At 74.1% G+C, this 14,261-nt stretch carries 12 protein-coding genes; 5 read left to right on the top strand and 7 right to left on the bottom strand.

The genetic code is table 11. The features are described 5' to 3' along the window. Window positions 1–38: 38 nt before the first annotated feature. A complete protein-coding gene (locus ITJ69_RS11320) occupies window positions 39–2,876 on the top strand; it encodes a glycosyltransferase (RefSeq protein ID WP_194672796.1) in 2,838 nt (945 codons plus the stop codon). Then, on the top strand, window positions 2,873–4,276 hold the full coding sequence (locus ITJ69_RS11325; RefSeq protein WP_194672797.1) for a DUF5719 family protein: 1,404 nt from the start codon (window positions 2,873–2,875) through the stop codon (window positions 4,274–4,276). The genes ITJ69_RS11320 and ITJ69_RS11325 overlap by 4 nt, the downstream gene beginning before the upstream one ends. 37 nt (window positions 4,277–4,313) lie before the next feature. Here the strand turns inward: ITJ69_RS11325 and ITJ69_RS11330 are convergent, their stop codons facing one another. Beyond that, window positions 4,314–4,754, bottom strand: coding sequence for a metallopeptidase family protein (locus ITJ69_RS11330; RefSeq protein WP_159573843.1), 441 nt, complete (start codon window positions 4,752–4,754; stop codon window positions 4,314–4,316). 59 nt (window positions 4,755–4,813) lie between these two features. Here ITJ69_RS11330 and ITJ69_RS11335 point away from each other — a divergent pair, with 59 nt between their 5' ends. Together ITJ69_RS11335 and ahcY are read left to right on the top strand one after the other, a co-directional pair. Beyond that, window positions 4,814–5,029 carry a DUF3499 family protein gene (locus ITJ69_RS11335; RefSeq protein ID WP_111085977.1) on the top strand — a complete coding sequence of 72 codons (216 nt, stop codon included), beginning with the start codon at window positions 4,814–4,816 and terminating at the stop codon, window positions 5,027–5,029. Window positions 5,030–5,133: 104 nt separating this feature from the next. Next, a complete protein-coding gene (gene ahcY / locus ITJ69_RS11340; RefSeq protein WP_194672798.1) occupies window positions 5,134–6,612 on the top strand; it encodes an adenosylhomocysteinase in 1,479 nt (492 codons plus the stop codon). A gap of 23 nt (window positions 6,613–6,635) precedes the next feature. Here ahcY and ITJ69_RS11345 read toward each other — a convergent pair whose 3' ends face one another. Then, window positions 6,636–7,505: an RDD family protein gene (locus ITJ69_RS11345; protein ID WP_194672799.1), complete on the bottom strand. Its 870-nt coding sequence runs from the start codon at window positions 7,503–7,505 to the stop codon at window positions 6,636–6,638. Window positions 7,506–7,547: 42 nt separating this feature from the next. Here ITJ69_RS11345 and ITJ69_RS11350 point away from each other — a divergent pair, with 42 nt between their 5' ends. Continuing rightward, entirely contained in the window at window positions 7,548–8,546 is a 999-nt protein-coding gene (locus ITJ69_RS11350; RefSeq protein ID WP_111085975.1) for a stage II sporulation protein M, read from the top strand. A gap of 13 nt (window positions 8,547–8,559) precedes the next feature. Here the strand turns inward: ITJ69_RS11350 and ITJ69_RS11355 are convergent, their stop codons facing one another. The 5 genes from ITJ69_RS11355 to ITJ69_RS11375 are packed head-to-tail and all read right to left on the bottom strand — an operon-like array spanning window position 8,560 to window position 14,195. Further along, window positions 8,560–9,912, bottom strand: a complete 1,353-nt coding sequence (locus ITJ69_RS11355) for a DUF58 domain-containing protein (RefSeq protein WP_194672800.1) — start codon at window positions 9,910–9,912, stop codon at window positions 8,560–8,562. Then, the gene (locus ITJ69_RS11360; RefSeq protein WP_194672801.1) at window positions 9,912–10,937 is read right to left on the bottom strand and encodes an AAA family ATPase; all 1,026 of its coding nucleotides are present in this window, start codon (window positions 10,935–10,937) and stop codon (window positions 9,912–9,914) included. Before ITJ69_RS11360 ends, ITJ69_RS11355 begins: the two co-directional genes overlap by 1 nt. Then, on the bottom strand, window positions 10,934–12,166 hold the full coding sequence (locus tag ITJ69_RS11365) for a DUF4350 domain-containing protein (protein ID WP_194672802.1): 1,233 nt from the start codon (window positions 12,164–12,166) through the stop codon (window positions 10,934–10,936). The genes ITJ69_RS11360 and ITJ69_RS11365 overlap by 4 nt, the downstream gene beginning before the upstream one ends. Continuing rightward, window positions 12,163–12,804 carry a DUF4129 domain-containing protein gene (locus ITJ69_RS11370; RefSeq protein ID WP_194672803.1) on the bottom strand — a complete coding sequence of 214 codons (642 nt, stop codon included), beginning with the start codon at window positions 12,802–12,804 and terminating at the stop codon, window positions 12,163–12,165. Before ITJ69_RS11370 ends, ITJ69_RS11365 begins: the two co-directional genes overlap by 4 nt. Further along, window positions 12,801–14,195, bottom strand: coding sequence for a glycerophosphoryl diester phosphodiesterase membrane domain-containing protein (locus tag ITJ69_RS11375; RefSeq protein WP_194672804.1), 1,395 nt, complete (start codon window positions 14,193–14,195; stop codon window positions 12,801–12,803). The genes ITJ69_RS11370 and ITJ69_RS11375 overlap by 4 nt, the downstream gene beginning before the upstream one ends. Window positions 14,196–14,261: the final 66 nt, after the last annotated feature.

Below are 14,261 nucleotides of genomic sequence, written 5' to 3' on the forward strand. Positions count from 1 at the left end.
CGGACGCCGTGCCTCCAGACCGTAGAGTGACGCCCGTCATGCAGCCCAGAGTCACCGCGATCCTCGTCGCCGCCAACGGAGCGGCCCACCTCGACCGGACCCTGGACGCACTCGCGGCCCAGACCCGCCACCCGGAGAACCTGGTGGTCGTCGACGTCGGGTCGACCGACGGCTCCACCGCGGGCCTGTCCTTCGGCGGGTCCGCCGAGCTCCTGCGCCTGCCGGCCGGACGCCCCTTCGGCGAGGCCGTCGCCCGCGGGGAGCGCGAGGCTCCGCCCGCCGTCGCGGACGAGCCCGTCGACGAGTGGCTGTGGCTGCTCGGACACGACAACGCACCGTCGCCGACCGCGCTCGCCGACCTGCTCTCCGCCGTCGAGATCGCGCCGTCCGTCGTCGTCGCGGGTCCGAAGCTCGTCGCCGACGACGACCCTTCGCTCATCCGCGCGTTCGGCGAGAGCATGACGCGCTTCGGTCGCTCCATCGGCCTCGTGCAGGACGAGCTCGACCAGGGCCAGCACGACCGGCACACCGACGTACTCGGCGTCGCCGCCGGCGGCATGCTCGTGCGCCGCTCGGTGTGGACCGAGCTCGCCGGCTTCGACCCGGCGCTGCCCGACGTCGACGCCGCCCTCGACTTCTGCGTCCGGGTCCGCCTGGCCGGGCACCGCGTGGCCGTGGTCCCCGAGGCGAAGGTCACCACCGCCGGTCCGGTCGAGGAGTTCGGCCGCAAGCGCGTCTCCGAGGCCCGCCGTGTCCGCATGCACCGGCAGGCGCAGCTGCACCGCCGGATGACCTACGCGCCGGGTGGACTGCTCTGGCTGCACTGGCTCACCCTCGTCCCCTTCGCGGTCGGCCGGGCGATCGGCCACCTCGTCGCCAAGCACCCGGCGGCCGTCGTCCCCGAGCTCGCCGCGGCGTTCGCGGTGGCGTTCGGTGGTGGCACCGGTCGGGCGCGTCGGAACCTCGCCCGCACGAAGAAGCTCGGCTGGGCCGCCGTCGAACCGCTCCGGGTCAGCTGGCGTCGGGTGCACGAGCACCGGACCACCTCGCGGGACGTGGAACTCGCCCGGGTCGAGGACGCACCGATCGCACGGGCGTCGTTCCTCGGCGACGGCGGGATCTGGGTCGTGCTGGCCGCGGCGGTCCTGAGCGTCGTGACGCTCTACCCCCTGCTCGGCTCGCCGGCGCTGACCGGCGGCGGCCTGCTGCCCCTCAGCACGAGCGTCGGGCAGCTCTGGCAGAACGTCGGGTACGGCTGGCACTCGCTCGGCACCGGGTTCACCGGACCCTCCGATCCGTTCGCCGCCGTGCTGGCGGTCCTCGGTTCGATCGTGTTCTGGTCGCCCTCGACGTCCGTCGTGCTCGTGATGCTCGTCGCCTTCCCCGTGTCCGCCCTCGGCGCGTGGTTCGCCGTCCGCAAGGTGACCACCCGCAAGTGGGTGCCGGTGATCGGGGCCGCGCTGTACGCCATCGCGCCCTCGCTCGTCGGCGCGGTCACGACGGGTCACCTCGGTGCCGTCATCGCGCACCTGGTGCTGCCGTGGCTGTTCGTCGCCGTGCTCGAGGCACACCGCTCGTGGGCGTGGGCGTCCGGCGCCTCGCTGCTGTTCGCGGTCACGGCGGCCTCGGCGCCGTCGTTGCTGCCGGTCCTGCTGGTCGGGTGGCTCGTCGCGCTCGTCGTCGGGTGGCGCCGTGCACACCGTCGGGCCTTCATCCCGGTGCCGACCGCGGTGCTCTTCCTGCCGCTCGTCCTCGCCCAGGTCGCCCGCGGCAACGTCCTCGCCGTCTTCGCCGATCCCGGCGTCCCCTCGGCCACCCGGGCGCCGTCCGCGCTGCAGCTGGCCATCGGACAGCCGCTGCCGGACTGGAGCGGGTGGCTGCCCGCAACGTCCGGGCTCGCCGCCGTCGGCACGTGGCTGCCGATCGTGATGGCCGTCTTGGCCGTGCCGATCGCCGCCGCCGCGATCGGCGCGGTGCTCGGACACCGCTGGGCCGTCGCCGGCTCGGCGCTCGTCGTCGCACTGCTCGGCTTCGGCACGGCGTTCGCCGCCACCCACGTGACCGTCACCGGTGTCGGGTCGACCACCACCATCGTGTGGCCGGGCAGCGGCCTGTCGGTGTACTGGCTCGCGATCGTCGTGGCTGCCTGCATCGGGATCGACGTGCTGCCGAAGGCCGCACCGGTCACCGGGCTCGTCGCGACGGTGCTCGCCGGTGTGGCGGTGGCCCCCGCGTTCGCCGCGTTCTACCTCGGCAACGCCGCCATCCAGCCGACCACCGGCCGGGTGCTCAGCGCGTACGTGAACGCCGAGGCGCAGGCGAACCCCGACGTCGGCACGCTCGTCGTGGTGCCGCAGGACGACGGGTCGCTCGCGGTCGCGCTCGAACGCGGCCAGGGAGCCACCCTCGACGACCAGTCGACCCTCGACGCCACCGCCCTGCGGTTGAGCGAGTCCGGCGCCCGGCTGACGACGCTCGCCGGCAACCTGGCGAGCCGCAGCGGCTACGACCCCCGGCCGGCACTGCAGGAACTCGGCATCAGCTTCGTCCTGCTCGACGACGCCGGTGACGACCCCGAGGCGCAGACCGTGCACGACCGTGCCGCTGGCGCGATCGGGCAGAACGCGCTCTTCACGAGCATCGGTGAGACCACGAACGGCCAGCTGTTCCACTACGAGGGCGACGTCGACCGGACCACCACCGGGTCCGCCGCCGCCCGTGCCACGCACGTCCTGTACCTGGTCGTGCTCGGCGTGGTGTTCGGGGCGGCCGCCCTGCTCGCAGTGCCGACGGCCCCGCGCCGTCGCCGCGCCACCTCGAACGTCATCGAGGCCGAGGAACCCGCGACCACCTTCGACGAGGAGCGCGACGAATGAGCACCACCACCCGCTCCGTCCGACGCTGGGTCGTCCGCGGCACCGCGACCGCGATCGCCGTCGTCGTCGCTGCCGGCGCCGTCACGGCCGCGCACGCCTACGGCACCGCGGCCGAACCGGGTCGCCCGGCCGGCCGCACCGTCACCCCGGTGCCCGCCGACGCCGAGCGCGTCTGCGCCGGCAGCGCCCTGCGCCTGTCCGACGACTCCGGCAACGACGCCACCCAGGCGAGCACCGTCGGGTCGGCGACCGTGGCCACCGCGACGACCGGTTCGACCGTCGAGCGGACCTCGCTCGACCCGTCGTCCACCGGCGGCAGCGACCCGCGCCTGCTCACCGCCCCCGCGGGCGACACGACACCGCAGGTCGCGGGCAGCAGCTACCAGAGCGTCTCCAGCGGCGACCTGGTCGGTGCCGGTGCGGCGTCCTGCGACGACCCCTCGCAGTCGACCTGGCTCGTCGGCGGCTCGACCGAGACCGGGCGCACCAGCCTCGTCACCCTGTCGAACCCGACCGACGTGAACGCGACCGTCGACCTGGCGATCTACGACGGCACCGGCACGGTCAGCGCCCCCGGCACGACCGGCATCGTCGTCGCCCCCAACACCCAGAAGGTCGTCCCGTTGTCCGGCTTCGTGTCCGACCAGGGATCGACCGTCGTGCACGTCTCGTCCTCTGGCGGGCAGATCGTCGCCCACATGCAGGAGACCGTCGTGCGCACGTTGACCCCCGGCGGCTACGACATCGTCTCCGGCGGCGCCGCCCCCTCGCGGTCGCAGGTCATCCCCGGCGTCGTGCTCGCCGGCGCGCAGGAGGCGCAGCGCGGTGACGACACCGCGGACGCCGCCCCCGTCGTCCGGCTGTTCGTCCCCGGTACCCGGTCGGCACGCGTCACGCTCGGCATCAGCACGGCGGACGGCGGCGGCACGACCGTGAACGCCACTGCCGAGCCCGGGGTCGTGACCGACGTCGCGCTCGACGACTTCCCGGACGGCCGGTACTCGTTCACCGTCACGTCGACGCAACCGGTCGTCACCGGTGCCCGGACGACCTCGCCGACGGCCGACGGCAACAGCGACCTCGGCTGGTTCGCCTCGGCCGAGCCCCTGGGCGACCAGGTCATCACCGCGGTGGCACCGGGGGAGGGCGTCCGCCTGAACCTCGTCAACACCACGCGCGAGGACCGTTCGGTCACGATCCGCTCCGGCGACGAGGAGACCACGCTCCAGCTGCTGTCCGGCGTCACCGCGACCCTGCCGGTGCAGACGGCGAAGCAGCTCTCGATCTCCGGGGCCGAGGGCATCGTGGCGGGTGTGACCTACCGCGGGGACGACGGCATCGCCGGGTTCCCGATCCGACCGTCCACCCAGGTGTCCACGCCGGTGCGCGTCTACCCCTGACGACGAGGCCGGAGCGCCGCCGCCCGGCGCCGCGTCGTCACCAGTGGCGGTAGCGGTCCGGGGCGAGGTCCCACGGGTCCTTGCCGATCAGCTCGCCGACGGCCCGGAACACGGCCGTCTCGATGATGATCCGCCGGTCCGCGTCGTCCTTCTCGGGGCTGCGGTTCACCCGCTCGACGGGGATCCTGAACACGGTGACCCTGCGGGTGTCGCGGTCGATCCGCCACCGGGGCATCGCGTCGGGCAGGGTGGCGTCGGTCGGCATGTCGGCCACCTGGAACACCACGCCCGACAGTTCCTCGGGCCACAGCCCGATCAGGTAGTGGGCGCTGTCGCCGACGATGCGGTCGAAGGCCTCGGCGCGGGTCGTGATCGGCGCGAGTTCGGGACCGGTCACGCTCGACCGCCCGCCGCGTCCGTGCCGGGACCGGCCTCGACCGCGGTCGACGGGAGTGACGAGGCGGGGCTTGCGACGCATCCCCACATCGTACGCGCGCACCGGGTGCTCCCGGGCGCTCCGCTAGGCTCCGTGTCGACATGGACGTGAGGATCTGCAGCAAGGTCGCGTGCGCCGCGAGCGCTTCGGCGACCCTGACCTACGACTACGGGGACTCCATGGTCGTCGTCGGGCCGCTCTCCACGCGGGTCGAACCGCACGGCTACGACCTCTGCGCCCGGCACGCCGCCGGCCTGCGCGTCCCGCGCGGCTGGCAGGTGGTGCGGCGCGAGCCGCTGCAGCGCGAGACCGACTGACGGCTCGCGTCCGCGACGCACCAGCGGTGGTGGACGGGAGGCCCGTGGAACGTGACCGACGTCGGCTGGGGACCCGCGCCTCCCGGCATGGAAGACTGATGGGCATGCCCACCGAAGCCCAGACCGCAGCACCGTACCGCGTCGCCGACCTCTCGCTCGCCGAGGCGGGCCGTCACCAGATCCGCCTCGCCGAGAACGAGATGCCGGGCCTGATGGCCCTGCGCGAGGAGTTCGGTGCGTCGCAGCCGCTGGCCGGCGCGCGCATCGCTGGGTCGCTGCACATGACGGTGCAGACGGCCGTCCTGATCGAGACGCTCGTCGCCTTGGGTGCGCAGGTGCGGTGGGCGAGCTGCAACATCTTCTCCACGCAGGACGAAGCCGCCGCGGCGATCGCGGTCGGGCCGACCGGCACGCCGGACGCACCAGCCGGCGTCCCCGTGTTCGCGTGGAAGGGCGAGACGCTCGAGGAGTACTGGTGGTGCACCAGCCGCATCTTCGACTGGACCGCCGAATCCGCTGCCGTCGGAGCCGAGTGGGCCGGTCCGAACCTGATCCTGGACGACGGCGGTGACGCCACCATGCTCGTGCACACCGGAGCCGACGCCGAAGCCGCTGGTGCTGCGCCGGTCGCCGGTGCCGATGCGAGTGCCGAGTGGAAGATCGTGCTCGACACCGTCGCGGCGTCGCTCGAGACGTCCTCCGACCGCTGGACCCGCATCGCCGCGGACATCGAGGGCGTCACCGAGGAGACCACCACGGGCGTGCACCGCCTGTACGAGCTGTCGCGCAACGGACAGCTGCGGTTCCCCGCGATCAACGTGAACGACTCCGTGACGAAGTCGAAGTTCGACAACAAGTACGGCATCCGCCACTCCCTGCCCGACGGCCTCAACCGTGCGACCGACGTGCTGATGGGCGGCAAGGTCGCGTTCGTGGTCGGCTACGGCGACGTCGGCAAGGGTGCGGCGGAGGCACTGCGCGGCCAGGGCGCCCGCGTCATCGTCAGCGAGGTCGACCCGATCTGCGCGCTGCAGGCCGCGATGGACGGCTACCAGGTGGCCCGTCTGGCCGACGTCATCGAGACCGTCGACATGGTCATCACGTGCACGGGCAACCTCGGCGTCGTGGGCGTCGACGAGATGCTCGGCCTGAAGCACCTGGCGATCGTCGCCAACGTCGGCCACTTCGACAACGAGATCGACATGGCCGGGCTCGAGTCCCTGCCCGGTGTGGAGAAGGTCGAGATCAAGCCGCAGGTGCACGAGTGGCGCCTGCCGACCGGCCGCTCGATCCTGGTGCTGTCCGAGGGGCGGCTGATGAACCTCGGCAACGCCACCGGGCACCCGTCGTTCGTGATGAGCAACTCGTTCACGAACCAGGTCCTGGCGCAGATCGAGCTGCACACCCGTCGTGACGAGTACCCGACCGGGGTCTACGTGCTGCCGAAGCACCTGGACGAGAAGGTCGCACGCTTGCACCTCGGCGCCCTCGGGGTGGAGTTGACGACGCTGCGCCCGGAGCAGGCGGCGTACATCGGTGTGCCGGTCGAGGGCCCCTTCAAGCCCGAGCACTACCGGTACTGAGCCGGGGCGCGGCTCGCACCGCGCTAGCGCGGGAAGCCCGGGGGCCGCGCCGACGCTGACGCTCCAGCCTCGGTGAGCAACCCGACGCGGGAGCGCAGCGCCTGCACGTCCCGCCCACGGCGCAGCACGACGACCCCGGCGAGGAACACCTCGGCGGGCACCGGCGGCACCGGGTGGGCGAAGGGTGCGATGTCCGCGGCCAGCGCACGGGCGGCGGACTCCCGGAGTTCGGGGCGCATCACGGCGGCCCCGCGGAAGAACGCGCCGAGCCGGTTCTCGAGTCGCTGCGGCAGCGCCGAGACGTCCGCGACCGTGGCCCAGGCCGTCAGCTCGGGTGGCAGCAGCACCTGGGGGTCGCGCTGCTTCGGCAGCCGCTCGTGCTGCACCACAGTGCCGGCGAGCAGGTCCCCGAGGCGCCGCGGACGACTGCCGAACAACGCCACGAGCAGTGCCACCGACCCGAACGTCATCCACAGCTCGAACAGCCCGACGAGCGCGCGGGTGAAGGCGTGCCGGAAACCGATCGCACCGCCGTCGACCCGGACGACCCGCGTGCCGACGGCGTACCGGCCGACGCTGCGGCCCCGGGTCACCGTCTCGACGGCGGCCGGCACGAGCACGAGCACGGCGACGAACAGGGCGATGCTCAGCGCGGCGCCCCACGCCTCGTCGAGGCCGCTCGGCCACAGCCGGGACACCCCGAACAGCAGCAGCAGGTACAGGACGAGCAGGCACACCCCGTCGAGGAGCGCCGACGCCAACCGCAGGACGAGTCCGGCCGGCTGCACGTCGAGCGCGACCGCCTCGCCGACCACGAGCTCGTCGGCGGTCTCGTCCAGGGCGAGCGAGAACCGGGCATCGGCGAGGTCGCGCGGCGTGCGGGGCTTCGACATGGGATCATTCTGTCGGAAGTCGGCCGACACGAGGGGGAACACGTGGACCTGGACGCCTACGCCGAGGTGCACCGCGATCGGTGGCAGGAGCTCGACCGCCTCGCGCGCGCTCGGCACACCACCGGTGCCGACGTCGACCAGCTCGTCTCCGGCTACCAGGCCGCCGCGACGGACCTCGCCCGCATCCGCGGCGCCGCACCCCGCACCGCGACCGGCGACCGGCTGTCCCTCACCCTGTACCGCGCCCGCCTGCGCTTCACCGGCACCCCGGTCGACCCGCTCACCGCGGTCGCCCTGTTCTTCACCCGGCAGCTGCCCGCGGCGCTGTACCGGATCCGCTGGGTGACGATCTGGGTGGCGCTGGCCACCGTCGCGATCGGCGCGATCGTGGCCGTCTGGATCACGACGACACCGGGGGCGACGGCGACCTTCGGCACGCCGGAGGCGCTCCGCCAGTACGCCACGCAGGACTTCGTCGACTACTACTCCGACCACGGTCTCGGCGCGTTCACGGCGCAGGTGTGGACGAACAACGCCTACATCGCGGCCACCATGGTCGCGTTCGGCATCACGGGCGTCTTCGTGCCGTTCTCGATCATGCAGAACGCCGTCGGGCTCGGGGTCTCCGCGGCGATCATGCACTCGCAGGGCCGCCTGGCCGACTTCTTCCTCTACATCGCCCCGCACGGCCAGCTCGAGCTGTACTCGGTCTTCCTCGCCGGCGGGGCGGGCCTGATGATCTTCTGGTCGTGGGTCGCTCCGGGGCCGCACCGGACCCGTGCGCAGGCCCTCGCCGAGGACGGCCGAGCCCTCATCACGATCGCGGTCGGCCTGACGCTGACGCTGCTGCTGTCCGGCCTGGTCGAGGGCATCGTCACCCGTCAGGACTGGCCGTGGCCGGTCAAGATCGGCATCGGGACGATCGCCCTCGCTGCGGTCCTGGCCTACCAGTGGGTGCTCGGCGGTCGCGCGTACCGGGCCGGGGAGCGTGGCGACCTCGACGAGTTCGAGCGCGGCACGTCGGCCCTGGTCGCCGGGTAGCGTCCGCCCGGTTTCAGAGCCGGCCGGTCGCCTTCGCGCGCAGGTAGGCGTCGGCCACGAGCGGTGGGACGTCCTCCGGTGCGCCACGGACGACCTCGGCGCCACTCCGGCGTGCGACGTCGGCGACGCCGTCGGCATCGAGCAGGGTGCGTTCGGCGGCGGCCCGCCGGTACACGTCGCGCTCCGCGCCGGTGGGGAGGCCCGGCACACGTCCGCCCCGCGCCGTGCGGATCGCCGTGGCCGGGTCCACCCCGCCGCGCGCGGTCCGCTGCACCGCCGGGTCCTCGATGCTCGTCACCACGACGGCGTGCCGCCGGGTGAGCCGGGGCAGCACCGCCAGCAGGTCCCCGGAGGCGCCGACCGAGTCGAGGCTCGACGCCAGCACGACGAGCGCCCGTGAGGTCGTGATCGAGTCGACGAGCGCCGGCACGGCGGACCAGTCGGTCGCGGCGAGCCCGGGTTCCGCCATCGCGAGGGCCTCCCCGAAGCGCTGGACCACGTCGGTGCGGGTCGCCCCGTGCACACGGTCGTGGACGGTGTCGTCGAGGACCGCCAGGTCGACCCGGTCGCCGGCGGCCGCGGCCAGGGCACCGAGGAGCAGTGCGGACTCGATGAAGGTGTCGAGGCGCGGTTCGTCGGCCACCCGTCCGGCGCCGGCGCGTCCGGCGTCGACGACGACCACGACCCGACGGTCGCGCTCCGGGCGCCAGGTGCGGACCACGAGGTCCTGCCGTCGGGCGGTCGCTCGCCAGTCGATCGAGCGGACGTCGTCGCCCCGGACGTAGTCGCGCAGCGAGTCGAACTCGGTGCCGTGGCCGCGGAGCTGCAGGGTGGTCTCGCCGTCGAGTTCGCGCAACCGGGCCAGCCGTGACGGCAGGTGCCGTCGCGAGCGGAACGGCGGGGTGACGACGAGTTCGCCCGGCGCCGTGACGACCCGCTGCCGGGCGGCGAGACCGAGCGGACCGAACGCCCGGACCGCGACGCCGGCCGTGCGGCGTCGACCGCGGCGGAACGGGGTGAACCGCATGCGGGCGGTCCGTCGTTCGCCCGCGGGCACCGTCATCCGGACCCGGCGCGGCCGGTGTCCGGCCGAGGGCTCCCACATGTCGCGGACGATGCCCCGGAGCACCCGCCCGCCGTCGTTCGCGAGCACGAGCGTGCCGTCGGCGGTGCTGTCCCGGCGGGCCAGTCGCGGCATCCGCCGTTCGACCCGCACGCGTGCCAGGTCGGCGGCGAGCAGGACGTCGAGGGCCGCGGCGAGCAGCACGACGACGACCCACGCCAGGCCGGCCCACCCGCTGGCGAGCAGCACGGTGGGCACGACGGCGACGGCGAGCAGCGCGACGAACCGGCCGGAGACCGCCACTAGATCGGCACCCGCACCTGCTCGAGCACCTGCTGGAGCACCCCGTCTGCGCCGACGCCCTCGAGCTCGGCGTCGGCGGCCACCCGGAGCCGGTGCCGCCAGACCGGCAGGGCCATCGCCTGCACGTGGTCGGGCGTGATGGCGTCGTAGCCGGTGAGCCACGCCCAGGCCTTTGCGGCGGCGAGCAGGGCCGTCGCACCGCGCGGGCTGACCCCGACGCGGACGGACGGTGCCTGACGGGTGGCACGGGCGAGGTCGACGATGTACGCCAGCACGTCGTCACGAGCACCGACGGCCCGGACGGCGCGCTGCGCGGCGAGGACCTCGTCGACGCCGACCACGGGGGTGATGCCCGCCGACCGGACGTCCCGCGGCACGAAGCCGTCGGCGTGCCGGCGGAGGACCTGCCACTCGACGTCGCGCGGCGGGATGTCGAGCGTCAGCTTCACCAGGAAGCGGTCGAGCTGCGCCTCGGGGAGCGTGTACGTGCCCTCGAACTCGATCGGGTTCATGGTCGCGGCGACGAAGAACGGGTCGGGCAGCAGCCGGGCGTCGCCGTCCACGCTGACCTGGCGTTCCTCCATCGCCTCGAGCAGGGCGGACTGGGTCTTCGGGGGTGTGCGGTTCACCTCGTCGGCGAGCAGCACGTTCGTGAAGACGGGGCCCTCGCGGAACGGGAACGTGCCGGTGGAGGCGTCGTACACGAGCGAACCGGTCACGTCGCCGGGCATCAGGTCCGGCGTGAACTGGATCCGCTTCGTGTCGAGCGACATCGCGGCGGCCAGGCTGCGGACGAGCAGGGTCTTGGCGACGCCGGGCACGCCCTCGAGCAGCACGTGCCCCTGCGCCAGGAGTCCGACGATCATGCCGGACACCGCGCCCTCCTGTCCGACGACGGCCTTGGCGACCTCGGCCCGGACGCGCCCGAAGGCGTCGCGGAGCCCGGGGTCGTGCTGGTTCCGGTCGTGCGGGGCGCGGTCGCCCGGTGCGGGGTGCTGGTCGGGGGCAGCTGGCAGGTCGGTCACGGTCGTGCTCCTGGTCGGTCGTGGTCGGTGCTGGGACGGTCGCCCGAGGTGGATCGTCGGACGGCCCGTTCGAGGTCGTCGAGTGCCCTCGTGCCGTCGACGAGCGCGCGGTCGTCGGAGGTCGGACCGCCGACGAGGACGGCGCCGACGCGGTCGTGCGGGATGCCGGTGGCGCGGGCCGCTGCGCGGACGACGTCGTCGACGTGCGCGGACCGGGGGAGTCCGAGCAGCCGGCCGATCCGGCGCACCGCGGCGACGCGGAGGGTGTCCAGGGCGTGGGTGCGGTCGTGGGTGCGGGCGTACATCCGGGCCCGGCCCTCGGTGGTCTCGGCGGCGCGGACCACGACGGGCATCCGCTCGACGACGAGCGGCCCGAGACGTCGGCCCCGCCACACCGCGGCGGCGACGGCCACCAGGGCCAGCAGCGCGAGGCCGCTCGGCACCCACGGCGGTGCGAGCTCCCCGAGTGTCGGGGCTGCGTCGGGGGCGCCGACGGTCGGCGTGTACCAGGTGAGCCGGTCGTCCGAGCCGAGCAGGCCGAGGGCGAGTGCGGCGTTCCCGGCGGTCGTGATCGTGTCGTTGCGGAACGCCGACGTGGTGCCGACGAGGGTGACGTCACCGCCGGGCGTCGCCGCGCGGACCAGGCCCCAGGCGCGGTCCGCGCCGCTGCCGGACGGCGCGCAGCGGTCCGCGTCGGGGTCGTCGACCGTGTAGCCGTACCCGGCGGTGGACACCCGCGCAGCCGACGCCGCGGCCGGGATCGCACAGGACGCGGTGGACACGGTGTCGTCGCCCTCGGGCGCGGTGGCCGTGGTGACGTCGAGGCCGAACGACGCGAACGGCGTGGAGTCGACGCCCACCAGGACCACGTGGTCGGCGGTCCGGGCGAGGCGCTCGGCGACGCCTGGGTCGAGGACGCCGTCGGAGTCGTCGACGAACACCGTGCCACCGTCGATCCCGTCGGCCCGGTCGGTCACCCGGACGGAGGTGCCACGCTGCTCCAGGACACGGACCAGCGCGGCCGATCCGCTCGCGGTGGTCGAGGTGGGGTCGAGCGGCCGGCGGTCCGGTCCCTCGGCGCCCTGCACCACGGCGGTGAGCACGGCGAGCACGAGCCCGACGAGCACGATCGCGACCCAGAAGCCGACCCGGAACCGGCGGTCCTCTGGCTGGTCCGGCGACGGCGCACCCGTGCGCGGCGCGGCGGCGGTGGCAGTGCTGGCGGTCATGCCGCTACCACCGGCCCCGAGGACCTGGCCGGACGAGCCTGGCGCACGGCACGCTCGGTGTCGAGGACCCGGCGAGCGGTGCCCTCGTCGGCGTCGAGCCCGAGGTAGCGGACGGCGTCGAAGGCCGTCGCGGCGTCGTCGAGCGCCGCGGCCTCGGCGGGGAAGGGCACGGCTGCGCGGGCGGCGATGGTGCGTGCGGTGGCCCCGGGGACGTCCGGGACCAGGTCGCGCTCGCCGAGGCCGCGGGCGGTCGCACGGAAGCCGTCGAGGACCGCGGCCGACCAGTCGCCCCGGCGGATCGCGGACTGTGCGGCGTCGAGCAGTTCCCGGGCGGACCGGAGGTCGTCGTCGTCGAACACCCCGCCGGCGTCGTCCGCGCCGCTGCGTGCACGACGTCGGGGGAGCCCGCGGGCCACGACGACGAGCACGACGACGGCGACGAGCACCACGATCGCGATCACCAGGGCCGTGCGCGCCGCGACGGGGGAGTCGAGTCCGTCGGCGCGGAGCGACCCGAGCCAGTCCAGGAACGTCCGTGACGCCCGGTCCCACCACGTCACGTGCGCGCCGTCGTACGCGGGCCGGTCGAGTTCGCGTTCGAGCAGACGGCGGGCCTCGTCGGGGTCGACCGCGGTCATGCGGTCCCGTCCGGCGGGCGGTGCTGCCCCTGCTGCGGCGGGTGTTGCGGCCACGGTTGCTGCTGTCCGGGCCAGGGCTGCTGCGCCTGCTGCTGTCCGGGCCACGCCTGCGGGGGCTGCCCGGGCCACTGCGGCTGCTGCTGCGCCCACGGCTGCTGCTGCCCGGCCCACTGCTGCGGCGGCCACGGCGGTCGGGCGACAGGTGCGGACGGTGCGAACGGGTCGGCCGGCTGCCCCGTGTCGAGGTGCGAGGCGATGCGCTGGTCGAGGGCCTCGGTCCGGATCCGCCGGTCGATGGTGAGGAAGGTGACGACCGCCGCGCTCAGCACGTCGGTGACGCACTGCACCGCGATCGCGAGCAGGCTGCCGATGACGATCAGGACGAGGGCGCCCGCACCGATGCCCGAGGACGCGTCGGTCTGCCCGAGCGGGTCGAACACCCCGCCGACGAGCACGGCCCCGATGGTGAGCGGCGCCGTGGCGATCGACGCCGCGACCCCGAACATCACCTGCACGAGCAGCAGGATGCCGAAGGTCCGCCAGAACGCACCTCGGGTGAGCCGCCACGACTGCGCGGCGGCGGCGAAGACCGGTCGGCCCTCGAGCGCGATGGTCGGCACGGTGAAGGCGAAGCGGATGCCGAGCCACGTCAGCACGACACCGAAGCCGAGCACCATCACGAAGACCGCCAGGACGAACCACCCGGCGCCGGCGTCCCCGGCACCGAGCGCAGCGAAGAACCCGAAGAACACGACCGCGACGATGATCCCGACGACGAGTCCCGCGCCGATCTGCACGAACATCCACCCGACGACCGGCCACCGCCGCCCGGCGAGCAACGCCCAGAGACCCCGGAAGGTCGCGCGTCGGCCGAGCACCCGCTGGCCGGTGTCCGCGGCGACCGGTGCGACCAGGAAGCCGCGCCCGAGGTACGCCAGGAACGGCAGGCCGATCGTCAGCAGGATCCACAGCGTCACCGAGCCCGCGACGATCGTGTCGCCACCACCGCTGCCGTCGAACGCCGTCATCATCCGCGACTGCAGCGCCTGCTGGCCGAACGTGCTGACGAGGGTGGAGAGCAGCCCGAGCACACCGCTGAGCAGCACGCTCCAGAGCAGCAGGACGCGGGCGTTCCGGCGGAAGACCGCGAAGGCGCCGCCGAGCACGTCACCGAAGCCGAGCGGGCGCAGGGGGATCACCGGACGCGAGCCGGACGGCGGACGACCGCCGGGGGGTCGACCCGGCCCCGGGGCGGGCGGCGGCGGCGCGGAGAAGCGGGGCGGGCCTCCCGGCTGTCCCTGCCACGCGCCCTGCTGCCCGGCGCCCTGCTGCCCGGCACCCTGCTGCCCGGCCCCCTGCTGACCACCGCCAGGCGTCTGCCAATCGGACATGACCTCTGCCCCCTTCGTCGTGTCGGTCCGCGCTGCGACGCGCGGTCCACCTCCATCCTGGCGGAA

Origin of the sequence: Curtobacterium sp. VKM Ac-2887 (assembly GCF_015350935.1) — a bacterium.
Classification (GTDB): domain Bacteria; phylum Actinomycetota; class Actinomycetes; order Actinomycetales; family Microbacteriaceae; genus Curtobacterium.